At 61.8% G+C, this 23282-nt stretch carries 17 protein-coding genes and 1 pseudogene; 6 read left to right on the forward strand and 12 right to left on the reverse strand.

The window, feature by feature from the left end; translation table 11 throughout:
• Nucleotides 1-8: 8 nt before the first annotated feature.
• Nucleotides 9-1274 carry an urea ABC transporter substrate-binding protein gene (gene urtA, locus RHP74_RS03335; protein WP_010463931.1) on the reverse strand — a complete coding sequence of 422 codons (1266 nt, stop codon included), beginning with the start codon at nt 1272-1274 and terminating at the stop codon, nt 9-11.
• Nucleotides 1275-1566: 292 nt separating this feature from the next.
• Here urtA and RHP74_RS03340 point away from each other — a divergent pair, with 292 nt between their 5' ends.
• Nucleotides 1567-6114, forward strand: coding sequence for a hypothetical protein (locus RHP74_RS03340; protein WP_311097806.1), 4548 nt, complete (start codon nt 1567-1569; stop codon nt 6112-6114).
• Nucleotides 6115-6174: 60 nt separating this feature from the next.
• On the opposite strand, the gene RHP74_RS03345 is transcribed toward RHP74_RS03340, so the two are convergent.
• The 11 genes from RHP74_RS03345 to cbiE all read right to left on the reverse strand — a co-directional run bounded on the left by RHP74_RS03345 (nt 6175) and on the right by cbiE (nt 17537).
• Nucleotides 6175-7185: an iron ABC transporter permease gene (locus tag RHP74_RS03345; RefSeq protein ID WP_311097808.1), complete on the reverse strand. Its 1011-nt coding sequence runs from the start codon at nt 7183-7185 to the stop codon at nt 6175-6177.
• Entirely contained in the window at nt 7182-8129 is a 948-nt protein-coding gene (locus tag RHP74_RS03350) for an ABC transporter substrate-binding protein (protein WP_311097811.1), read from the reverse strand. The genes RHP74_RS03345 and RHP74_RS03350 overlap by 4 nt, the downstream gene beginning before the upstream one ends.
• Nucleotides 8126-8914: an ABC transporter ATP-binding protein gene (locus RHP74_RS03355; RefSeq protein ID WP_077748956.1), complete on the reverse strand. Its 789-nt coding sequence runs from the start codon at nt 8912-8914 to the stop codon at nt 8126-8128. The genes RHP74_RS03350 and RHP74_RS03355 overlap by 4 nt, the downstream gene beginning before the upstream one ends.
• Nucleotides 8915-9110: 196 nt before the next feature.
• Nucleotides 9111-10490, reverse strand: coding sequence for a PepSY domain-containing protein (locus tag RHP74_RS03360; protein ID WP_154502869.1), 1380 nt, complete (start codon nt 10488-10490; stop codon nt 9111-9113).
• Nucleotides 10491-10620: 130 nt separating this feature from the next.
• Nucleotides 10621-12738 (reverse strand): TonB-dependent copper receptor, encoded by a 2118-nt coding sequence (locus tag RHP74_RS03365; protein WP_311097814.1) that lies wholly within the window; start codon nt 12736-12738, stop codon nt 10621-10623.
• Between the two features lie 84 nt (nt 12739-12822).
• Complete coding sequence (locus tag RHP74_RS03370; RefSeq protein ID WP_145310668.1) at nt 12823-13272, reverse strand: DUF2946 domain-containing protein; 450 nt, start codon at nt 13270-13272, stop codon at nt 12823-12825.
• A gap of 21 nt (nt 13273-13293) precedes the next feature.
• Complete coding sequence (locus RHP74_RS03375; RefSeq protein ID WP_010463921.1) at nt 13294-13773, reverse strand: copper chaperone PCu(A)C; 480 nt, start codon at nt 13771-13773, stop codon at nt 13294-13296.
• A gap of 48 nt (nt 13774-13821) precedes the next feature.
• Nucleotides 13822-14220 carry a DUF2946 domain-containing protein gene (locus RHP74_RS03380; protein ID WP_311097818.1) on the reverse strand — a complete coding sequence of 133 codons (399 nt, stop codon included), beginning with the start codon at nt 14218-14220 and terminating at the stop codon, nt 13822-13824.
• Between the two features lie 284 nt (nt 14221-14504).
• On the reverse strand, nt 14505-15239 hold the full coding sequence (locus tag RHP74_RS03385) for a cobalt-precorrin-6A reductase (protein ID WP_311097821.1): 735 nt from the start codon (nt 15237-15239) through the stop codon (nt 14505-14507).
• Nucleotides 15236-16333, reverse strand: coding sequence for a cobalt-precorrin-5B (C(1))-methyltransferase (locus RHP74_RS03390; protein WP_102594507.1), 1098 nt, complete (start codon nt 16331-16333; stop codon nt 15236-15238). Before RHP74_RS03390 ends, RHP74_RS03385 begins: the two co-directional genes overlap by 4 nt.
• Nucleotides 16326-17537, reverse strand: a complete 1212-nt coding sequence (gene cbiE, locus RHP74_RS03395; RefSeq protein WP_311097824.1) for a precorrin-6y C5,15-methyltransferase (decarboxylating) subunit CbiE — start codon at nt 17535-17537, stop codon at nt 16326-16328. The genes RHP74_RS03390 and cbiE overlap by 8 nt, the downstream gene beginning before the upstream one ends.
• Before the next feature lie 262 nt (nt 17538-17799).
• Here cbiE and RHP74_RS03400 point away from each other — a divergent pair, with 262 nt between their 5' ends.
• The 5 genes and pseudogenes from RHP74_RS03400 (at nt 17800) to cobJ (ending at nt 22972) form a co-directional block, all read left to right on the forward strand.
• Complete coding sequence (locus tag RHP74_RS03400) at nt 17800-18450, forward strand: hypothetical protein (RefSeq protein WP_311097826.1); 651 nt, start codon at nt 17800-17802, stop codon at nt 18448-18450.
• A gap of 162 nt (nt 18451-18612) precedes the next feature.
• Nucleotides 18613-19920, forward strand: coding sequence for a precorrin-3B synthase (gene cobG / locus RHP74_RS03405; RefSeq protein WP_311097827.1), 1308 nt, complete (start codon nt 18613-18615; stop codon nt 19918-19920).
• Nucleotides 19913-20539, forward strand: coding sequence for a precorrin-8X methylmutase (locus tag RHP74_RS03410; protein WP_010463912.1), 627 nt, complete (start codon nt 19913-19915; stop codon nt 20537-20539). Before cobG ends, RHP74_RS03410 begins: the two co-directional genes overlap by 8 nt.
• A complete protein-coding gene (locus RHP74_RS03415; protein WP_010463910.1) occupies nt 20539-21270 on the forward strand; it encodes a precorrin-2 C(20)-methyltransferase in 732 nt (243 codons plus the stop codon). The genes RHP74_RS03410 and RHP74_RS03415 overlap by 1 nt, the downstream gene beginning before the upstream one ends.
• Nucleotides 21270-22972: pseudogene (cobJ, locus tag RHP74_RS03420) on the forward strand (precorrin-3B C(17)-methyltransferase). The gene RHP74_RS03415 and the pseudogene cobJ overlap by 1 nt, the downstream one beginning before the upstream one ends.
• The last annotated feature ends 310 nt before the right edge of the window (nt 22973-23282 follow it).

Here is a 23282-nt window from a genome sequence, read left to right on the forward strand (position 1 = left end):
CCAGTGATTTAGTTGCTCTTCACCGCATAATCCGGCTTCTTGTCGTTACCCGAAATGAACGGGCTCCAAGGCTGGGCACGGATCGGCCCTTCGGTCTGCCACACGACGTTGAACTGACCGTCGGCCTGTATTTCGCCGATCATCACGGGCTTGTGCAGGTGGTGGTTGGTCTTGTCCATGGTCAGCGTGTAACCCGACGGCGCGGCAAAGGTCTGGCCGGCGAGCGCTTCGCGGACTTTGTCGACGTCGGTGGATTTGGCTTTCTCAGCCGCTTGCGCCCACATGTGGATGCCCACGTAAGTGGCTTCCATCGGGTCGTTGGTCACCGCTTTGTCGGCGCCCGGCAGGTTGTGTTTCTTCGCGTAGGCTTTCCAGTCGGCCACGAATTTTTTGTTCGCCGGGTTCTCGACCGACTCGAAGTAGTTCCAGGCCGCGAGGTTGCCCACCAGCGGTTTGGTGTCGATGCCGCGCAGTTCTTCTTCGCCGACCGAGAACGCTACAACCGGAACGTCAGTCGCTTTCAGGCCCTGGTTGGCCAGTTCTTTATAGAACGGCACGTTGGAGTCGCCGTTGACGGTGGAAATGACCGCTGTCTTGCCTCCGGCCGAGAATTTCTTGATGTTGGCCACGATGGTCTGGTAATCGCTGTGGCCGAACGGGGTGTAGACCTCTTCGATGTCCTTGTCCGCTACGCCTTTGGAGTGCAGGAACGAGCGCAGAATCTTGTTGGTGGTGCGCGGGTAAACGTAGTCGGTGCCCAGCAGGAAGTAACGCTTGGCGCTGCCGCCTTCTTCGCTCATCAGGTACTCCACCGCCGGGATCGCCTGTTGGTTCGGCGCGGCACCGGTGTAGAACACGTTAGGCGACATCTCTTCGCCTTCGTATTGCACCGGGTAGAACAGCAAGCCGTTGAGTTCTTCAAACACCGGCAATACCGATTTACGCGACACCGACGTCCAGCAACCGAACACCACGGCGACCTTGTCCTGGGTCAGCAACTGACGACCCTTTTCCGCGAACAGCGGCCAGTTCGACGCGGGGTCCACGACCACCGGTTCCAGCATCTTGCCGTTCACGCCGCCCTTGGCGTTGATCTCGTCGATGGTCATCAACGCCATGTCTTTGAGCGAGGTTTCGGAGATCGCCATGGTCCCGGACAACGAGTGCAGAATACCGACCTTGATGGTCTCGGCGGCCTGGACGGTCCAGGTCATGCCCATCGCGGCAATGCTTGCCGTGAGTGTGAAAGCCTTGATCAAGCTACGACGCTTCATTGTGCGATCTCCATGAACATTAGAATTTTTTCTGGGTTGGCAGATGCGGACTACTGAAGGGTCTTTAGCAAGGGCTGTGCCTGTTCGGAAAAGGCAGGGAAATATTGAAATAGAGCCCTCGGTGAACGTGATGACGCACCAGACTGGGGCTTGATGAAGGCGCGGGTGCACCGCCGTGCGCAGCATTGGTGCCGGGTGCGGCAAAGCAAAAAAAACGGTAGCGATATATATGTACCACCTGCCGCGCTCCGGGATCTTGATCATCGTGGCTTCTCAGTTGAGTGAGCAGCGCATGAACGGCATCTCTATCAGTACACCTTCAGCACCCCGACGCGCAGCAACCTTTCCTGCCCTGGGGCCGACCTTCATCAGCGCGGATGACGCGGCCTACTGGGCTCACCGGCAGATCGGCGCGCGCCATGACAAGACTTACGGCGGTGTGATCTTGCAGCGTGGCGACGGAAAATTTCAGCCCACATTGCCGGTGGCGGGAAGGATGAGGCATTTCGATTTCGACTTTCTGTCATCTTCTGAAAACCCCCAAGAGCTGTTTGCCCCACCCGGCTACAGGGGCGCGGCGTATTACTTGTCCCACGCGGCCAGTCACGCTGACGTCCAGCGTATTCATCCGCGCTGGACGACTGAGCAGATCACGTTGAGCCTCGGATTTTTTTCCAGAGCACATCTCCTGAGTCACATGCAGGACCCGGGCGCCTATGGCCAGCGTCATTATTTGTCGGGGCCGGATGGCTCGTTGATCAAGTACGAGTCCACTCAGCCGGCAGAAGAGGAAGAACTCATTGAGCTGGGCGTCAAGGCTTTCGGGCCGTTCTCCGACGTTGAGCAACTGATTCAGAAAGTCGCCCAGACCGGCACCCTGAGCGTACTGGTAGCCAATGCACCGTGGGGAGGCGTGCGAGGAAACGTGCCGACGAACTGGACGCTCGGTACGGCTGCGGTGAGAAGTTCGACGTCGGTACAGCCGTTTTTTTGTGCGGTGTTCGACCAGGTGGACAAGGCCATCGAAGCGGCCGCCGCCACAGTAACCGCATCCACCGGCAGCGTTTATCTGGGGTTTGTCGTGACCTCTGCCGGCAGCGCGCAGTGCATGGCGACCTATCCGGTGCTTTCCAGCGAGCCGGCAGCCGAACTGTTCAAGTCCTTCCCGATGAATGCCGATCGCACGCTGGAGCGCCTGCTCGATTTCGACCTGAACGGCGTCTACTTCATGCCGCAGGGTGATGCGTCTCAGAGCGCCGGCGAGCCCTGGCTTTATGAGCGCTTTTTTTCACCGCAGGAGTTGGCTACGGGCATCAGGTTTTCGCTGGAAGATGTCCACCGGCAGGAGTACCCGGACTACCTCAAGGTGTACGCCCGGACCCGGGACGGCGCCGTGTTGCAATACCGACCTTCGGCGCACCTGCGTGAAGTACCGCTGGAGGACAGCGCGGATCTCAACGTGCGACTGAAGACCGGTACGCTCAAGCCTGCGGATTACATCGGACAGGTGGCAGCGGCTGGCGAGCTGACGGTGCTGAAGGACAGCGCGCTTTGGGATGTTGTCGGGATCGTGGGGCCTGACTGGCAACCCTATGCCCGGTCGAGGCGCTTGAGTCCCGCTTTCCTCATGGCGGACGATGCCGCCCGTTTTGCTCATGAATATATTGGCAGCCGGCGTGAACAGGGCTTCGTCGGGATGGTTTTGCAGGATCGAAACCAACGTTTCGTCGCCACCGAGCCGGTGTTTGCCGCAAAACGGTTTGCACTGGACAGGCTCTGCCCCCTCGACGCTACCGGGGCACCGATCGTGTTGGTCGAGGGTCACTCTTTTCATGGGCTGTTCGCCTCGCGTTGGCAAGCGGATGCCGGAGCCATTGTGCGTACTGACTTGCAAGAGCAACTGATCCACGCACAAATGTTCACCACCGAAGACATTCGCTCGGTGCTCGACAAGCGTGCGCATGTTGTTGATTTCTACCTGTCCGGTTCAGCCGACGCCCTGTTGGTTTACAGCCCCGATGTATCGAAAGTGGCGGCTCGCAACCGCCTGCAACAGCGGGCGGCCGTACTCGCCGATGGCAAAACGCTGATAGACCAGGAGCTGGCAGCCGGCACACTTGAGCCCAGTGCAGTGGTCGACGAACTGGCCGGCACCGGCAGATTACGCGTGGTGGTCGGCAGCGACGTGTGGGGGCCGCGGGGAACGGTGCTGGGTGATCAGTCAAATAACGAGGCCGCCCGCACAGACATTGCCGCTCCCGTGCTGGGGGCGATTTTTACCAGCGCCGAAGACGCCGTGTTGAACGCCCGCCATCGTGCCCGGCATGACTACCGCGCAGCCGCGGCGGGTTGGGGATTCATCCTCAAGCACAAGGCGCGCGAGGAGTACGTGGCGACCGAAACGGTTACGCCCAGGGGCCTGGGGGCGCTGAACCAGGCAAGCGACTTTGGCGCTCCCGTATTGATCGACGAGTTCAGGACCCTCGGGCTTTATTACGCGGCAAGCTGGATGCCTAAAGGGTTATCGACCACGGAGGCCTGGTTTGCCCGGCATTTTGCGTCCATCAGCGATTTGGCTGCAGCGATCTACGACGACAAGGGCACGCAACGTCTGACGCATTTTCAGGACCTGAACATTTTTATCGCAACACTGGATGGGGCATTGTTGCGTTACCAGTACTCGGCCTCCTCAACACAACTCGACAATCAGGGTGTGCAGCAACTGACGTCAGCATTGGGCAAGGACACACGACCCTATGCCAACGTCATTCAAATGCTCGCCAAGGCCGGAGAACTGAAGGTGCTGCGCACCAGTGAGCTGTGGGACGAGCCGGGGAGTGTCGGACCTGACTGGACACCTTTCGTGCAGATCCAGCGGCGAGCCCTCAGTCCGGTCTTTGTGTCGCAGGACGATGCCGCGGGCTATGCGCTGGCGCAGTTGGGCTCACGGCGTGAGTGGGTCTACGGCGGCCTGGTGCTGCGTCGCGCCGATGGCTTGTTTGTCGCAACGTTGCCCGTGGCCGTGGAGGTCGAGAACTTCCCTGCCAACTGGATTCGTCTGGATGAATTGATTGAACAGGGTTTGTTTCTGACCGGGAGTACGGTCGTCGCCCGGTACCATTCCCGAATCCCGGTCGAACCGATTTTCGCGCTGTCGGACCGCGAGCGGGACGTGTACCAGGCGATGTTTTCCACGGATTTTCTGGCGGACATTCTGACCGGCTCCGGGGATTCTCCGTCTCTGTCGCCCGGCAAGGAATACCTGCTGGGGCTCGACGGCAGCCTGATCAGCTACACCCTCAGTGCAAGCGCCGGCGAAAAGCAACTCGCCCGGGCATTGGCGCCACCCAGCCAATTGCAGCGCCAACATACCCCGATAGAACTGCAGATGCGCAACGGCACGCTAACACCGAGCGAGTATGTCAATCAGGTTGCAAGGGCCGGCCGGTTGCAAGTGATTCGGGGGAGCCGACTGTGGGGCGAGGCCAGGCAACTGTCGCACTGGAGTGCTTATCCGGGGATTATCTCGTCGGACGTGCATCGATTTGCCATTACCGAGCCGGCGCTCAGCCCGGTCTTCACGCAGGTAGACGATGCCATGCGCCATGTCCATCGCACGGTAGGCGCCCGTGCCAGCCTGATGTTCGGCTTTGTGCTCAAGGGACTGAACGGTGAACGGTACGTGACGACGCTGCCGATCGACGGGCGGCAAGGGCATCTCACGGTCGAGCGGGTATTTCCCCAAGGGTTGCTACCGTTGGGGTATCGAGTCGAGGGCATTTATTTGTGTCCGTCGACAAGCCCGGGACGATTGCCCCATGACGTGACGCAGAGCTTCATCTCGCCTCGGGACCTGTCCTACGGGCTGGGCGCTGTCGGTGTGCGCACGGCTGAAGGATCCACGTACCTCAACGTCTACATCTCCTGCGCCGACGGCGCCTTGTTGCGCTATGCCCCCAGGGCCAAGGCACCTGAGTGGACCCTGTTTCATGCCACGGTGGCCTACGAGAAAATCCTGCAATCAGGCCGGGAATCGCTGATTGACTACCTGCGCAAAGTCATCGCCAACGGTGAGTTGCAGGTCGTGGTGCGCAGCGCTTTCTGGTCGCCGCTCAGGGTTGATGCCCGGGGTGTCAAAACCGGCATCGAGCTGATCAAGTGGGAGCAGGACAACCGGTTTGCGCTCGGCCCCGTCTTCGCCCATGCCGATGATGCGGCTCGCTTGGCGCAGCGATTGATTGGCGAGTACGTCGGCCAACCGTATCTGGGTGGCGTGCTGATCCATCAGGCGTCTTCTTCGTTCGTGGCCGTCGAGCCGCATGAGGACGGCGTCAACAGTGGGGCTGCCAGTACGCTGTTTTACTCAGGGCCGGGTGGGCCCATTGCACCGGTCACGGTGCCGGGTGCGCAGCCTTTGCCGTTGCCGGTTTTTCCGCAGGACTACAAATGGGCGGCTGTTCATCAGTTCTACAAACGCTTCAACCTGTTCGTGAAGGACCCCACTGCGTCTGATCGATTACTGATGGATAACCTGGCCTTGGCCGACCTGTGGTTCTGCAGAGATGTTGTGAAAAAGAGCGGTGTCTCCGGGGGCTGTTGCTATTTCACCGGTCGTGGCGGGGCCCTGTTCAAATTCACCCCCAGCTTCTCGCCACAGGAAACGGCCTTGTTCAACGAGGAGGCGAAGGACGGGGTCGCTGCGTACCTCGCCGCGCTCGCCAGTGTCGGATTGCTTGAGGTACTGGACACCGATGGTTACTGGCAACGTCGCGGGCGATTGAATGCGACCTGGCAGCCCCCTGTGCAACCGGCGACGAAGCCAGATCGTGACGAACTGTGAAGTGCAGCGTTCATTGATCTGAGCGCCGGATGAGCCGTGCCCCCCTCCGGTTGGCATGGCTCAGCGACGCTGCATGAGGCCGATGAAAAACAACCCGCCAATCGCCGCCGTGGCCACGCCAATCGGCAAGTCCTCGGGGGCGATCAGGGTGCGCGCGGCGACGTCGACCCACACCAGAAACACGCTGCCCAGCAATACACACGCCGGTAACAATCGCCGGTGCTCGGCCCCGACCAGTCGACGGGCAATGTGCGGCACCATCAGCCCGACAAACCCGATCGACCCGCTGATCGACACCAATACGCCGGTCATCAGCGATGCAATCAGAAACACCCGCAAGCGCACGGTACGCGCGTTCAAACCGAGGGTGACGGCGGTCTGTTCGCCGGCCATCAGCGCATTCAACGGTCGGGCCATGCCTAGCAGCAAGACCAACCCCAGCAACACGCTGGCGGCCGGCACCGCAAGCAACTCCCAGCGCGCCAACCCGAGCCCGCCGAGCATCCAGAACATCACCGCCGAACTCGCCCGGTGGTCGCCGAGGAACAGCAGCAAATTGGCAATCGCCATCATCACGAACGACACCGCCACGCCGCACAGCAGTAGCCGGTCACTGTCCAGACGACCGTTGCGATTGGCGATCATCAGCACGGTCAACATGCTCAGCAGCGCGCCGATAAACGCCGCGATCGGCAAGGTCAGCAGGCCGACGATTTCACCGACGTGCAGCACCACAATCACCGCGCCAAGGGTCGCACCGGAAGTGACCCCGAGCAGGTGCGGGTCGGCCAATGGATTGCGCGTCACCGCTTGCAGCACCGCGCCGATCAGCGCCAGGCCAGCACCGACCAGCGCACCGAGCAGCATGCGCGGCACGCGGATCAGCCAGACAATGTGCTCCTGCCCTGCAGTCCAGCTCACTTCACCCACACCGAACACCTTGTGCAGCAAGATCCGCCCCACCACGTCCACCGGAACCCGCGCCGGACCGAAGCCCAGCGACACCACGCACGAGACCAGCAACAGCGCGCCGAGCATCACCAGCAGCAAGACATAGCGACGATCCATCATTCGCCGTGGAAACCTTTGGCCAGGGTTTCAACCGCCAGCACGTTGTCGATGCCCGGCGTGGCCTGCACATACGGAATCACGATGAAACGCTGGTTTTTGATCGCGTCCACCGATTGCAGCGCCTTGTTGCTGAGCAGGAAGTGTTCTTTCTGTTCGGCGGTGACTTCGCCGTAGTCGACGATCACGATAACCTGAGGGTTGCGCTCGACCACGTCTTCCCAGTTGACGCGGGTCCAGCTCGCCTCGACGTCGTCCAGAATGTTGCGCCCGCCCGCGGCGTCGATCAGTGCCTGCGGCATGCCGAGGCGGCCGGACGTCATGGCGCGGTCTTCGCCACTGTCGTAAAGGAACACCCGCGGTTTATCGGCGGGCAGACCCTTGCGCACCTCGGCGACTTGCGCCTGCATTTGGGCGATCAGGGCATTGGCGCGGTCCTGCACGTCGAAGATCTTGCCGAGGTTGCGCAGGTCGTTGTAGGTGTCTTCCAGGCTGGCCGGTGGACGCTTCATGACAAAGGCGCAGGACTCGGTCAGCTCGTAGACATTGATGCCCAGCGGTTGCAACGTTTGAGGCGTGAGGTCGCCAACCACGCGCATGCCGTAATCCCAGCCGGCGAAGAAGAAGTCGACGTTGGCATTGAGCAGGGTTTCCACCGACGGGTATTTGGCTGCCAGCTCGGGCAAGCCGTCGAGGATGGTCTGCATTTCGGGCGTGACTGACTTCCAGCCGGACACGCCGCTGTAGCCGGCCATGCGCGGTTTGAGGCCAAGGGCGAGCATCATCTGGGTCATGTTGATGTCGTGGCTGACCGCGTGTTTCGGCGCCTGCGTGAAGGTCACTTCGCGGTTGCAGCTCTGGATCGTCAACGGGTAGTTCGTGGCCTCGGCCAGCGCGTGGGCACTGCCCAGCAACAGCGTGAAGCAAAGCAGGGAACGCAAAGTCATGGTTGGGTTATCCAGGTAATTCGTGGGTAGCCGTGCAAGGGGTGTTCATCGATCAGCGCTTCGACGCCGAACACGTCGCGCAGCAGCGGGGCGCTCAGGACTTCTTTCGGCGTGCCGCTGGCGACGATGCGACCGTGATGGATCACGTACAAACGATCGCAGAAAGCGGCCGCCAGATTGAGGTCGTGGATGCTGGCCAGGGTGCCGATTTTCAGGCGTTTGACCAGCTGCAACAGTTCCAGTTGATAGCGTGGGTCGAGGTGGTTGGTCGGCTCGTCGAGGATCAGCAATTGCGGTTGCTGAGCCAGGGCGCGGGCGAGGATCACACGTTGTTTTTCACCGCCGGAGAGGGTGGCGAAGGCGTGGTCTTCGAAGCCTCTGAGGCCGACGGACGCCAAGGCTTGAGTTGCCAGATTCCGGTCTTCAATCGTGTCGCCACCGAACAGGCCTTTGTGCGGCGTGCGGCCCATGGCGACCACCTCGTCGACGGTCAGGCCGAAGGCATCGGGGAACTCCTGCAACACCACGGCGATGCGTTGGGCGCACCAGCGCGAGGATTGCTTCCAGACGTTATGGTGGTCGAGCCGGACCTCGCCGCTCTCGGGCTTGCTGAAGCGATAAGCGCAGCGCAGCAGGCTGGTCTTGCCGCTGCCGTTGGGGCCGATCAACCCGACGAACTCACCGGCGGCCACCTGCAGGGACGCCTCACGCAGCTGGAACTGGTGATGGCAGTGGCCGTGGCCCAGGGGTGTCCAAGCGAGGTTTGAGAGGTTCAGCGAGGTCATTCAGTTGCTCTGAGAGAGTGGGTGATGCTGATGACGCCATTACGGGCAAGCGCGCTCCCAAAGGGATCGCGCAAATCCTGGGGAGCGAGCCTGCTGATCAAAACACTGTATTTGAGTTATACAGTAACACTAAAGATGATGCCGAGCTAAGCGCGGCAAGTCTACAGATTCGTCTAAATCGCGCATCTCGCCTGCTTCATGAAGAAGGTGAGGCCGATTCAGTTTGCCGGGTGAATCGCGAAAACAGCACGCGATCCAGTACCCACACCACCACCAGCGAAGCCCCCACCAACGGAAACGCCACGGCCAGAGCGAACATGATGACCATCGCGGTTTTCCATCTCGGCAGGTCGTGGCGCAGCGGTGGAACACCGAACTTGCCTTGTGGACGACGTTTCCACCAGATCACCACGCCGCTGACCGCGCTGAGCAAAATCATCAGGCAGATCAGCAGAACGACGATCTGGTTGAACACGCCAAACATCTTGCCTTCGTGCAACATCACGCCGATCTCTGTGGCGCGGGCGACGGTCCCGTATTGCTCGTAGCGCACGTCGGCGAGGACATCGCCGGTGTACTGGTCGACATGCAAAGTGGCGTCATTGCGCGGGTCGTCCGCGAACACGGCGATGGTGAACACGCCGGTGTCGGTGGTCGGGAAGGTGATGCTGTAACCCGGCTCGACCTTGCGTTGCACGGCGATGTTCTGCACGTCTTGCAGGCTGATGGTCGGTGCGGCGGGGCCGGCTTTGGCGCCATCGTGGGTCATGTGTTCGGCGTGGTCGCCGGACATCGGCATCGGCGTGTTTTCCATCGCCCATGGCACGGTCTGGCGAGTGGCAGTGTTGAGGCTGCGGGCCTCGACATCCGATTTGGGCACGTTGTCCCACATTGCCGCCGGAAACACGTTCCACACCTGCGCATATTTCTGGCCCCAGAACCCGGTCCAGGTCATGCCGCTGAGCAGCATCACCAGCAGCAACGATGCGCCCCAGAACCCGGTCACAGCATGCAAATCACGCCACAGCACCCGACCGCGACTGGTCAGGCGCGGCCACAAAATACCGGCCGCCTGGCCACGCGGCCACCACAGAAACACGCCGGAAACCACCAGCACGACGCCCCAGCCGGCCGCCAGTTCGACCAATCGATCACCGACGGTGCCGATCATCAATTCACCATGAATCGCTCGCGCCACCGCTTGCAGATTCTTCTTGGCGTCTTGCTCGCCAAGGATGTCGCCCTGATAGGGATCGACGAATACGTTGAGTTCGCTACCGCCATTGATCACGACAAACTGAGCGCTGCGCTCGGCGTTGACCGGCGGCAGGTACTGTTTGATCGTGGCGTGTGGGTACGCTTGTTTCACCCGTTTGAGCAGGTCATCGGCCGGGACGCTGTGATGCCCGGCCGGTACGTTCATCAGGCTGCCGTACATCATCGGATCGAGTTGCGGCTTGAACAGGTAGATGACGCCGGTCAAGGCCAGCATCACCATGAATGGCGCGACGAACAGACCGGCATAGAAATGCCAGCGCCAGGCCAGGTTGTAGAAATTTACTTTGGGCTGTTTCATCACGTGTGCTCCGCTTTGGCATGGTTCTTTTAGTTGTTTGTTTTGCGGTTGCTGCGCAACCGATCGCGAGCAGGCTCGCTCCCACAGGTTCTCCACTGTCCATGTGGGAGCGGGCTTGCCCGCGATACTCTTAGAAGCTCATGTCCACCTTGGTCCAGAGCGTTCGCCCCGGTTCTTTGATGGCCTGCGGGTCATTGGCCGGGTAGCCAAAACCGGCGTTGCCGGCCAGGTTCAAATGCTCGGCGTAAGCCTTGCCGAACAGGTTGTCGACGCCGCTGCTGACCTTCCAGTTTTTGTTGATACGGTAGGCGCCATTGAGCGAGAACACGCCAAAACCGGAGGTCTTGTCGAAGTCCTTGCCGACCACGTTGCCCTTGTTCTGGTCGATGCGGTTTTGCGCCGCGACCACTCGCCACAGGGCACCGGCACTCCAGTTGTCTTCGCTGTAGGTCAGGCCGAAACGCGCGTCCAGCGGCGGCATTTGCGGCAATGCGTTGCCATCGCTGCTGTTCTTGCCCCAGGCGTAGGCCAGTGTCGCGTCGGCCTTCCAGTTGCTGGTCAGCTGGTAGGCCGCGCCGAGTTCGCCGCCCATGATTCGCGCGTCGATGTTCTGCGCCTGGGAGGTGGTGCCCATCATGGTCGGGGTGTAGTTGAACAAGATGTAATCGCGCACCTGGCCGACATAACCCGAGGCCCAGGCTTCGAGGTCTTCGGTCTTGTATTGCAGGCCGAAATCGAGCTGGGTGGTTTTTTCAGGCTTGATCGAATCGAAGGCATTCACCGATCCGGCGGGGCCGGACTTGGGCGAAAACAGTTCCCAGTAATCGGGGAAACGCTGGGCGTGACCGAGGCCGGCGTAGAGGGTGGTCGGGCTGTCGGCGAGGTCATGTTCGTAGCGCAGGAAGCCGCTTGGCAATGTGTCGGCGCGGGTTTCGTCGGCGGTCGGGTTGGGGCGAGTCATCATCCCGGAACCGGTGGTCTGCCGGTAATCCTTGGCCGATGCACGGTCCAGGCGTGCACCAGTAATCAACCGGTCACGGTCAGCGGCGTACCAGGTCAGTTCGCTGAACACTCCGTAGTTATGGAAGTCGGCGTCCTTGGTATACGGCAAGTCCTTGTAGGTATCGACGCCCATGCTGCCGCGTTGGCGATGCTCGTTGGTCTGCGCATCGATGCCGCTGATCAACTGCACATCGGCCCAGCGCCAAGTCGCCTTGATCCGCGCGCCGAGGGTGCGGCGGTCGACGTTGGAAGCCATTGGGCCGGCCATCATCCCGGTGCCCGATGGCGTGCGCAGCGTGTAGTTGTCCATCACGTGGTCGGCGTAGTTGTAGTAGATCTGCGCTTCGACCTTGTCCAGCACCTCGCCGATGTTCGATTTTTCGAACCGCAGGCCCAGGCTTTCACGCTTGAACTGCGAGCCGTCCATGCCGCGCCCGGCGTAACGCGCCTCGCCATCGCCCTTGCCGGCGGTCAGCTCCAGCAGGGTGTCGGCGTCCGGCGTCCAGCCGAGCGCCACGTCACCGTTCCATTTGTCGTAGCGCGACGGCACGGTGTCGTTGTTGCCGTCCTTGTAGTCGTCGGCGTGCGCGGTGTTGCCGATCACGCGCACGTAACCCAGCGGCCCGCCGGCAGCGGCGTCCACCACTTTGTCAAAACGGCCGTTGGAGCCGGCCAATACGCTGGCGTTCACGCGGGTACCGAGTTCGCCGAAGCTTTCCGGTTCACGCTCGAACAAGATCGTGCCCGCCGATGCGCCCGGTCCCCACAGTACGGTTTGCGGACCTTTGATGACGGTGAGTTTGTCGTAGGTTTCCGGCGAGATGTAGGAGGTGGGCGCGTCCATCCGGCCGGGGCAGGCGCCGAGCAATTGGCCGCCGTTGGTGAGGATGTTCAGTCGCGAACCGAACATGCCGCGCAGCACTGGATCACCGTTGGTGCCGCCGTTGCGTACCAGGGCGAAGCCGGGGATGGTTTTCAGGTAGTCGCCACCGTCGCTGGCCGGAACGGGTTGGCGCGGGTCCTTGGGGTTGGTGACGATGGTCAGCGGCGAACTCGGGGCAATGGCGGTGATCACCGTCGGGCTCAGTTCTTCACCGTGGCCCGCGTGTTCGTTGGCCAGCACCGTGGATGTCAGCAATGCGCTGCAAAGGACGGCGGTGGCGTGCCTGAAACGAATACTCGATTCGTTCGGGGCAAAAGAAGCTTGGGCAGGGCTCAAGCGTGTGTCAGCAGCAAACCTGGACATGACAATTTCCATCGAGCAGTCGTAAACGACACGGCGGACAGCCTGTGGCTGTCTGCAAAACCGTGTGAAATCAGAGGTGCGTGTTTACGCGACGATGGGTGGGGCGCGGGTTCGGGCGCCGGGGAAGACGGTGTGCCGGGCATGGCCCAGGCGAGGGGAGGGAGTGGTGAAGGTGGTGGCTGTTGGTGTGTCGAACGCGACGAAGGTCTGGCCGCCGGTCAGCGCCGGGCAATTGAACAGCAGGCTGCAATAGCCGCATTTTTCCCAGAGCGCGTGGTGCGAGGCTTTGGGCGGGCAGTGCTCGGCGGCGGGTTGCGCGCCGTGGTTGGCGTGCTCCATGGCCGACATGTCCATGCTCATGTCCATCGACATGCTCATCGACATCGACGAGGCGCGTTGATCCATCGGCATCGACTGAGAAATCAGCGGGCCGATAAAGATCATCAGCATGGCGAACAGGCTGATCCAGCTGCCGTGCGTCAGGCTTGACGACTGACGACGGTGTGCGGATGACCTGGCGCTAAGCGGGCGCATGGGTGTGTTCAGCTCAGTGATTTACTGGGCGTGGGTGTGCATCTGCATGACTTCTGGTGGCTTCTTCTGCACCGCGACTTCGACCGTCACGTCACCGGATTTTTCGAAGTGCAGAGTCAGCGGGAAACGCTTGCCGTCGCTCAGCAGGCTGCGGTCTTTCAGATTCACCAGCATCACGTGATAGGCCATTGGCGCAAACGTGACGTTGCCACCGGCAGGAATCTCGACGCTCGGCACTTGCTGCATTTTCATCAGGTCGTTTTGCATGATGTGCTCATGCAACTGCGCTTCACCGGCAATCGGCGAGTCGACGCTGAGCAGGCGGTCGGCTGCTTTTCCGGTGTTCTGAATAACAAAATAGGCCGCTACGGTTGGCGCGTTGGGCGGCAACTCCTGGGACCACGGGTGAGCGATCTGCAGTTCGCCGACCTTGTATTCGTGGGCATTGGCAAAGCAGGCAGGCAGCAGCAACGCAGCCAGAACGATGAGTTTGTTCAACATGGCAGTTCTCCAGAGCGATTCAAGACGCAGTTCAATTGCGAGAAGGAATCACCCCAGAGGGGACGCGCGGGGGTTGAGGCTCGGCCATTGCTGGCGCGGGGTGGGGGTGTCGAGAGCGGTGGCAGGCACGCTTCGATTGGCTTCGAAACGAGCGAAATACAGTTGTGGCGCATGCCCCGGCAACGCCACCAACGGCGCGGAACCTGAACAGCACCAGCAATGTTGCATGTTGGAATGGTCGTCGTTCTGCGGGGCTTTCTGCTCAAGGTCGCCCAGGGAAATCGCCACCATCTTCGTGCCGCTGGACGTACAGAAACTGCCCCACAACAATTGCTCGGCGGGTGATTTCGCCGACTGCGCCATGGCGCCGGTCATCGGCATGGCGAGCATGTTGAACAGCACTGCGAAGCAGGCGATCCAGGCAATTGCTAGCCGTTGTCGGGACATGGGACAAAATCCGTTGGGTGGGCGATCAGTCGCGGCTATTTAGCCTGATCAGGGCCGATAAGTAAAAAAGCGGCGTGCGGTGTGGTGTCGCAGTGCACTTTAAAAAGAGTGTAGTGGCTCTGATTCGAAATGCCGGATGAATTGCGGTCGGCATACAACCCTGTGGCGAGGGAGCTTGCTCCCGTTGGACTGCGCAGCTGTCCCCTTTTTTTTGGGGGGGATTAAGGCCGCTTCGCCCGAACGCGGACCGGGCCAACGGGAGCAAGCTCCCTCGCCACAATTACTTAGGCGTCCGGCAGATTGCATTCCGCCAGTGCAGCAAACAACTCACTCACCGATCCAAACTCCCGATCCACCCCCGGCAACACCGGCCGCTGCAACACAATCACCGGCACCCCACGCTCCCGCGCCACTTCCAGTTTCGGTTCGGTCGCGGTGCTGCCGCTGTTCTTGCTGATCAGCACATCAATCTGCCGACGTTCAAACAGCTCCCGTTCATCCTCGATCAGAAACGGCCCGCGCGCGCCGATGACTTCGCAGCGTTCGTTGCCCGGGTAAGCGTCCAGGGCGCGCAAGGTCCAGAATTGCTCCGGCGGAATTTCGTGCAGGTGCTGCAACGGTTCGCGGCCGAGGGTGAACAGCGGTCGGCGGAAGGGTTTCAGGGCTTCGATCAGTTCGACCCAATCTTTGACGTCGCGCCAGTCGTCCCCGGCCTGTGGCTGCCAGGCAGGACGGCGTAACGCCCAGCATGCAATGCCGCTCAGCTGCGCGGCGGTCGTGGCGTTGTGGCTGATTTGTGCAGCGTAGGGGTGGGTCGCGTCCAGCAGCAGATCGATCCCTTCATCGCGAATGAACTGCGCCAGGCCTTCGGCACCGCCGTAGCCGCCAACGCGCACCTGGCAGGTCAGGTCCGTCGGCACGCGACCGACACCGGCCAGGCTATAGATGTGTTCCGGCCCCAGCGTGCGGGCGATGGCCAAGGCTTCGGTCACGCCGCCCAGCAGCAAAATACGCTTCATTGAAAAGCACCTGCATGGCCGACAATTCCGCCCTGGCGATCGATGGCAAAGACTTCAACCTGAACCTGCGCCGGCACCACGCTGCGGGCGAAGTCCAACGCGTGCTGACACACCGCATCTCCAAGGGCGATGCCCGCCGCGCTGGCCATCGCCAAGGCTTGCTGGCTGGTATTGGCGTCGCGAATGCCTTGCTGCAGCGCCTTGTCGGCGCCCATCGTGGCGGCCCATTCGGCCAGTTGCGGCAGGTCGATGCTGGAATGCCGGCTGTGCAAATCCATGTGCCCGGCCGCCAGTTTGCTGATCTTGCCGAAGCCGCCGCACAGGCTGAGTTTATCCACCGGCACTTTGCGCAAGTGTTTGAGCACGGCGCCGACGAAGTCGCCCATTTCGATCAGGGCGATTTCCGGCAGGTCGTAGACGCGGCGCATGGTGTCCTCGCTGGCGTTGCCGGTACAGGCGGCGATGTGCAGGTAACCGTTGGTTTTGGCCACATCGATACCTTGGTGGATCGAGGCGATGTAAGCCGCACAGGAAAATGGCCGGACGATGCCGCTGGTGCCGAGGATCGACAACCCACCCAGAATGCCCAGTCGTGGGTTCATGGTTTTCAAGGCCAGCGCCTCGCCGTCCTCGACGCTGACCGTGACCTCGAAACCGCCGCCATAGCCGAGTTCTTCGGCCAACAGCGTCAGGTGCTCGGTGATCATTTTGCGCGGCACCGGGTTGATCGCCGGCTCGCCGACGCCCAGCACCAGCCCCGGCCGGGTGACTGTGCCGACGCCACGCCCGGCGCTGAAACGGATACCCGGCTCGCCGCGCAGTCGCACCTGGGAATACAGCAACGCGCCATGGGTCACGTCGGGGTCATCCCCGGCATCCTTGATCGTCCCGGCTTCGGCGCCGTCGTCGATCAGGCGGCAGAATTCCAGGCGCATCCGCACCTGCTTGCCCTTGGGCAGCACGATCTCCACGGCGTCAGCGCTCATCCCGCCCAATAACAAACGGGCCGCTGCCAGACTGGTCGCGGTGGCGCAACTGCCCGTGGTCAGGCCGCTGCGCAGCGGGGCGGGTTGTTCGGCGGTTTCGTCACGCATCGAGGGGCTTCGTCACGTCCAGCAAGGTAATCGGCAGCGCCTGACGCCAAGTGTCGAACTCCCCCAGCGGCTGGGCCTGGGCAACGTGAATGCGGGTCAGCTCACCGCCGTGGCGTTCGCGCCAGGTCATCAGGGTGACTTCGCTTTGCAACGTGACGGCGTTGGCGATCAATCGGCCGCCGGGTTTGAGTTGCGCCCAGCAGGTGTCGAGCACACCTTCACGGGTGACCCCGCCACCGATAAAAATCGCATCCGGGAGTTCGAGCCCGGCCAGGGCCTGCGGCGCACTGCCGCGAATCAATTGCAGACCGGGCACGCCAAGGGCATCTCGATTGTGTTCGATCAACAGCTGCCGACCTTCATCGGCTTCGATGGCCAGCGTGCGGCAACTGGGGTGGGCGCGCATCCATTCGATGCCGATCGAGCCGCTGCCGGCGCCGACATCCCACAGCAGTTCGCCGGGTACCGGGGCCAGGCGCGCAAGGGTGATCGCGCGGACGTCGCGTTTGGTCAGTTGACCGTCGTGCTGGAAGGCCGAGTCTGGCAGGCCGGCCAGTCGTGAGAGCCGCGGGGTGTCCGGCGCGGCGATGCATTCGATGGCGATCAGGTTCAGATCGGCGACCGCTGGATCGTTCCAGTCATTGGCCACCCCATCGATGCGCCGTTCGTTTGCGCCGCCCAAATGTTCCAGCACGCTGAGACGGCTCGGACCGAAACCGCGATCACGCAACAATGCCGCAACGGCGGCCGGGCTTTGGCCATCGTTGCTCAGCACCAGCAATCGCACGCCGCTGAACAACTGCGCGCTCAGTGCGGCGAGGGGCCGGGCTACCACCGAAAGCGTCACCACCTCCTGCAAGGGCCAGCCCATTCGCGCCGCCGCGAGTGAGCAGGAGGAGGGCGCGGGCAGGATCAGCATTTCAGCGTCAGGCACTTGCCGGGCCAGGCTGGCGCCGACGCCGAAGAACATCGGATCACCGCTGGCCAGCACGCAGACCGGTTCGCCACGCAGCGCCAGAACGGGGTCAAGGGAAAACGGACTGGGCCACAACTGCCGCTCGCCACGAATGCACGCTGGCAACAAATTCAGTTGCCGCTGGCCGCCGAAGATTCGCGAGGCGCCCAACAGGGCGCGACGGGCATTCTTGCCCAGGCCCTTGAAGCCGTCTTCACCGATTCCCACAACCGTTAGCCAGGGTGCCATGCCGTTCCTTAATCCAGGGTTCATGTTCAAGGGCGGCATGATAACGCGGCTTCTGTTATCTGGCGCTGCTCCATTGCCGGAGCAGGCGGCGTTTTTTTGAAAACTTATGTGGTTGAAAACTTATTTGGTGTTGGGTTGGTTTTGTTATTTTTGTTTTTGGGTCAAGTTTAAAATTTGCTGTAAGGCATGCTTGATTTGTTTTCGAATAACTACTTTTCAAGTTGGATAGATAGTCGCCTTTATGGCGTTAATGGATATGGATATGACTGTGATAACGGATGATATGAAACATAATGCAGCCCTGGTGGGAGATATCTTGCTGACCGGTGTTCAAGGACAGTCGCGCGAGGATTATCGTTTCGCATTGAATTGTACTTATCTGGCACAGCGGCAAGCGGACAATACTTACAACAGCGCAATCCGGCCCGGACGCTGGATCGATTATTACGCCGATGTACTGTGGTCGCATGGCTGGAATCGTGATCATCCGCCGATTGAGCATGTTCAAACGCAGTTTTATGGAAGTGTGCGGCAGGTCTGGTCGAAGCTGGCTTCTCCTATTCTCAGCCGTGACCAGGTGGAAGGGGTGAATCTGGGACTTGCTGCACTGGAAAAAGACGTTGAACTGTTAAAGAAGGTCAAGGGGGTAAGTGGAAAGGCCTTCGACTTTAAGATAATGCCGATTAGCTACAACGCAAATGGGGATATGGAGTTAGTGGTCAGTAATATCAGGTTCATCAAGTCAAGCATGAATACCGAATACCTTTTTTGGGATATATCGCAAGTCATGAATCAGCTGGATGTCCTGGCTCGAAAGGTAGTGATCTCACGGCGGGTAATGGACGCTCGTCGATCCAGCGTGGAAGAGGCGCTGGCAGGCATTAAATTCAACTTCGAGGACTATGAGCTGTAAACCGCCCAAGGGACGGGGGAGTCGTTACGCTTTCGGATGACCTGAAACACGAATTCCGACCGGCAGGCATTTTCATGCGCTCGGGCAAAGCAGGCATAATGGCGACCTTTCGCCCACCACGGCGCTGCCAGCCAGCCGGTCCATCCCTTGAACGAACGCCCGATGTCCACCGCTTTACGCCCCTCGGCCTGTCCGGGGTTGTTGCGTATCGTCCAGGCACTGGACGGCGGCATCTGCCGGATCAAGTTGAATGGCGGTTCGATCAGCGCGGCTCAGGCCGAAGCGGTGGCGGATGCGGCCGAGCATTTCGCCGGCGGGGTGATCGAGGCAACCAACCGCGCCAACCTGCAGATTCGCGGGATCGGCAGTGAGCACGCTGCCTTGATCGACAGCCTGATGGCGGCCGGACTCGGCCCGACCAGCGCGGCGGGCGATGACGTGCGCAATCTGATGCTCAGCCCCGGCGCAGGCATTGATCGGCAGATGCTGATCGATACGCGCCCGCTGGCTGAACAGATCCTCGCCACGCTGCAAAGCGATGAACGCTTTCACGACCTCAGCGCCAAGTTTGCGGTGCAACTGGATGGCGGCGAAGGGCTGGCAATGCTCGAACACTCGCATGATCTTTGGTTGTCCGCTGCTGAGCGCGACGGTGAGCGAGTGTTTGTGTTCGGCCTGGCGGGTTGCCTTGTCGACCTGCCCGCAGGCGCGGTGTCGCTGGAGCAGGGGCATGCGCTGGTAGTTGCGGTGCTGGAGCTGTTTCTGGAGCTGGCGCGCCCCGAGCAGACCCGCATGCGACACCTGCTCGCCGAATGTTCGCTCGACGTGTTTCTCGCGCGTCTCGCCGAGCGAGTGCCGTTGATGCCCATCGAGGGGTGGCGGCGCGAGGCAAAGCCAGATGCGCTGCACATCGGCGCTCATCCACAGCGTGATGCCGGTCGTGTCTACATCGGCGCAGTGCCGCCGCTGGGCCGCCTCAACCCGGCGATGCTCCGAGGCGCTGCACAACTGGCCCGCGAACAGGGCGACGGCACGCTGCGTTTCACGCCCTGGCAAAGCCTCTTGGTGCCCGGCGTCCATGGCAGCAAGGCGCCTCACGTTATCCACAATCTTGAACACCTCGGCCTGCGCTGCTCGGCCGACGATGCCCTGGCGCATCTCATCGCCTGCACCGGCTCGACCGGCTGCGGCAAAGGCCTGGCTGACACCAAGGGCGATGCCCGACAACTGGCGGCGCTGTTGCAACGTCACGGCCAGACGCTGAACGTGCACCTGTCCGGCTGCCCGCGTTCCTGCGCGGCGGCGCACATCGCGCCGGTCACGTTGCTGGCGGTTTCTTCCGGTCATTACGACCTCTATTTTCGCGATGCAGCGCAGCCGGGTTTCGGCGCGCTGCACGCACGCAATCTTACTATTGAAGCGGTCGCGGCCTTGCTCGACGCCCGCTCACGGAGCCCCTTAGATGCTTGATTACATCCGCGACGGTCAGGAGATCTATCGCAACTCCTTCGCGATCATTCGTGCCGAGGCCAACCTCGAGCGAATCCCGGCCGATCTGGAAAAACTCGCGGTGCGGGTGATCCACGCCTGCGGCATGGTCGACGCCATCGACGGCCTGCAATTTTCGCAAGGCGCGGGCAAGGCCGGGCGTGAGGCGCTCGCCGCCGGTGCGCCGATCCTGTGCGATGCACGGATGGTCAGCGAAGGCGTGACCCGCACGCGGTTGCCTGCCAACAACGAAGTGATTTGCACCCTGCGCGATGAAAGCGTTCCGGAACTGGCCCGTGAGTTGGGCAACACCCGTTCCGCCGCCGCCCTGGAGCTGTGGCGTCCGCATCTGGAAGGCAGCGTGGTGGTGATCGGCAACGCCCCGACCGCGCTGTTCTATCTGTTGGAAATGCTCGATGCCGGCGCCCCCAAGCCGGCGCTGATCCTCGGCTTTCCGGTCGGCTTCGTCGGCGCTGCCGAATCCAAGGCAGCGCTGGCGGCCGACAGTCGCGGCGTGCCGTTTGTCATCATGCAAGGCCGGCTGGGCGGCAGCGCCATGGCCGCCGCCGCCGTCAATGCCCTCGCCACGGAGATCGAATGATGCAGCAGCCTGGACGCTTGATCGGCCTGGGCGTCGGCCCCGGTGACCCGGAGCTGATTACCGTCAAAGCCCTGCGCTTGCTGCGCGAGTCACCCGTGGTGGCGTACTTCGTCGCCAAGGGTAAAAAGGGCAACGCCTTCGGCATCATCGAAGCGCATTTGCAGGACGCACAAACGCTGCTGCCGCTGGTGTATCCGGTGACCACTGAAGCGTTGCCGGCGCCGCTGTCTTATGAGCAAGTGATCAGCGATTTCTACGATGCGGCGGGCGAAGAACTCGCCGCGCATCTGGATGCCGGTCGCGACGTGGCGGTGATCTGCGAAGGCGATCCGTTCTTCTACGGCTCCTACATGTACTTGCACGATCGTCTGGCCGAACGGTACGAAGCCGAAGTGGTGCCGGGTGTGTGCTCCATGCTCGGCGGCGCTTCGGTGCTGGGCGCGCCGTTGGTGTATCGCAATCAGAGCCTGTCTGTGCTCTCGGGCGTATTGCCGCACGAGGACCTCAAGCGTCGCCTGGCCGATGCCGATGCGGCGGTGATCATGAAGCTGGGACGCAACTTTCCCAAGGTCCGTCAGGTGCTCGAAGAGCTGGGGCTGGCGGAGCGGGCGCTGTACGTCGAGCGCGCGACCATGGCCAATCAGAAGATCGTGCCGCTGGATCAGGTCGAGCCGATGTCCTCGCCGTACTTCTCGTTGATCATCGTTCCCGGCGAACGGTGGCAAGGTTGATGGCCCGTCCAGTTCCGGCGATTGTCATTCTTGGCAATGGCAGCCTCGCGACCGCACGCAAGCTCCAGCAGGTCTACCCCGCGCCTTGATTCATGGCCTGGCCGGACGGGTTGAAGGCGCGGACCGTGTCTATCACGAGTTTGGCGCGACCGTGCGCGAGTTCTATCAGCAGGACACGCCGATCATTGCCTTGTGCGCGGCCGGGATTGTGATCCGCACCCTGGCGCCGTTACTGCTGGAGAAGGGCGCCGAGCCACCCGTGCTGGCCGTGGCCGAAGACGGCAGTGCCGTGGTGCCGCTGCTGGGCGGCCTCGGTGGCGTGAACGTCATGGCGCGGGAGATTGCTGCCGGTCTTGAGGTGGCGGCGGCGATCACCACCAGCGGTGAACTGCGCTTCGGCACCTGCCTGCTCAATCCACCCAGCGGCTACGCCCTCGGCGATCTGGAACTGGGCAAACGTTTTGTCTCGGATCTGCTCGCCGGCCAAAGTGTGCGCATCGAAGGCACCGCGCCGTGGCTGGCGCAAGCGCAGCTGCCGGAAGATCCGCAGGCGCCGTTGTCGATTCATGTCGGCAGTGCCGAGCGCACGCCGGCGGCCAATGAATTGCTGATCTACCCGCGCAGTGTGCTGGTGGCGGTGAACGCCGAGGTGGCGGATCTGCCGAACGCGATTCGCGGGGCGCTGCATCAGGCAAACATCGCCGTGCAATCGCTGGCGTGCCTGCTGGCCAGCGATCTGTACATGGCCAACCCTGCGTTGCGCGACGCGGCGCTTGAGCTGGGTGTGCCGCTGCGGTTTGCCTCGGTCAGCGGTGGCGTCAGCGAGCTGGCCCGCGACACCGCGCCGAACGCTACCGTCGTGGCGGCGGATACGGGCATCGCGATCGCTGTGGCCAGTCAGCCACTGGAGGTTGCACAGATCGGGCGTGCGCGCGGTCGTCTGGCCGTGATCGGCCTGGGCCCTGGCGCCGCCGAACTGATGGTGCCGGCGGTGAAGGATGAACTGGCGCGCGCCAATGACGTGCTGGGTTATGAAACCTACGTGCGCATGGCCGGGCCATTTCGCGAGGATCAAGTGCTGCATTGCACCGACAACCGCGAAGAAATGCAGCGCGCTCGCCACGCCTTTGAACTGGCGGCCCAAGGGCGGTCGGTGGTGGTGGTTTCGTCGGGAGATCCGGGCGTATTCGCCATGGCGGCCGCCGTGCTCGAAGCGCTGCACGAGTCGAGTGAGCCGGGTTGGCACAACGTCGATCTGGAGATTCTTCCAGGCGTCTCCGCGTCCCTGGCAACGGCCGCCCAGGCCGGCGCGCCATTGGGGCACGACTTCTGCGTGATGTCCCTGTCGGACAACCTCAAGCCTTGGGCAATCATCGAGAAGCGGCTGGACCTGGCGTCTCAGGCCGACCTGGCGCTGGCGTTCTACAACCCGATCTCGCGGTCGCGTCCTTGGCAACTGGGTCGGGCACTGGAGATTGTCGCGCAGCACCGCACCGCTGAAACGCCGGTGGTGTTGGGGCGGGACATTGGTCGTCCAGGCCAGACATTGCGTGTCACCACGCTGGGTGATCTGACCCCCGATCAGGTCGACATGCGCACCATGGTGCTGGTCGGCTCTTCCACCACCTGCGTGTTCCCGCGTGCCGAGGGTGGCCAGTGGGTGTATACGCCTCGTTGGTACGGCGACAAGCCAGCCGGGTAAGTCTTGGCGGCCAGCGGTGCTGGCCGCAGTTCCGCCCCCTTCCAGTGCGTAAGATTTTTCACCGCGCATCGACCGAAAGATTCCTTGATGCCCGCCGTACTTTAACTGGGCTCACCCGGAAAGTGCGTGCGAGTGCCTCAGACAATTCAATATCCGCGTTTCATGTTCTGATACAACCGACGCAGGCCGTTTGATTCGCGGCTGTGCGCAGTGTGTTAGTAACCGTTTCCGATAAAGATAAAAGTTACACTTGTTTGTCCGGTTTAAGTGTAATTAATTAATTGCGCTGTTGTTGGATTGAGGTTGTTAT

The sequence above is a fragment of the Pseudomonas sp. SG20052 genome, from assembly GCF_031766055.1.
Classification (GTDB): domain Bacteria; phylum Pseudomonadota; class Gammaproteobacteria; order Pseudomonadales; family Pseudomonadaceae; genus Aquipseudomonas; species Aquipseudomonas mandelii.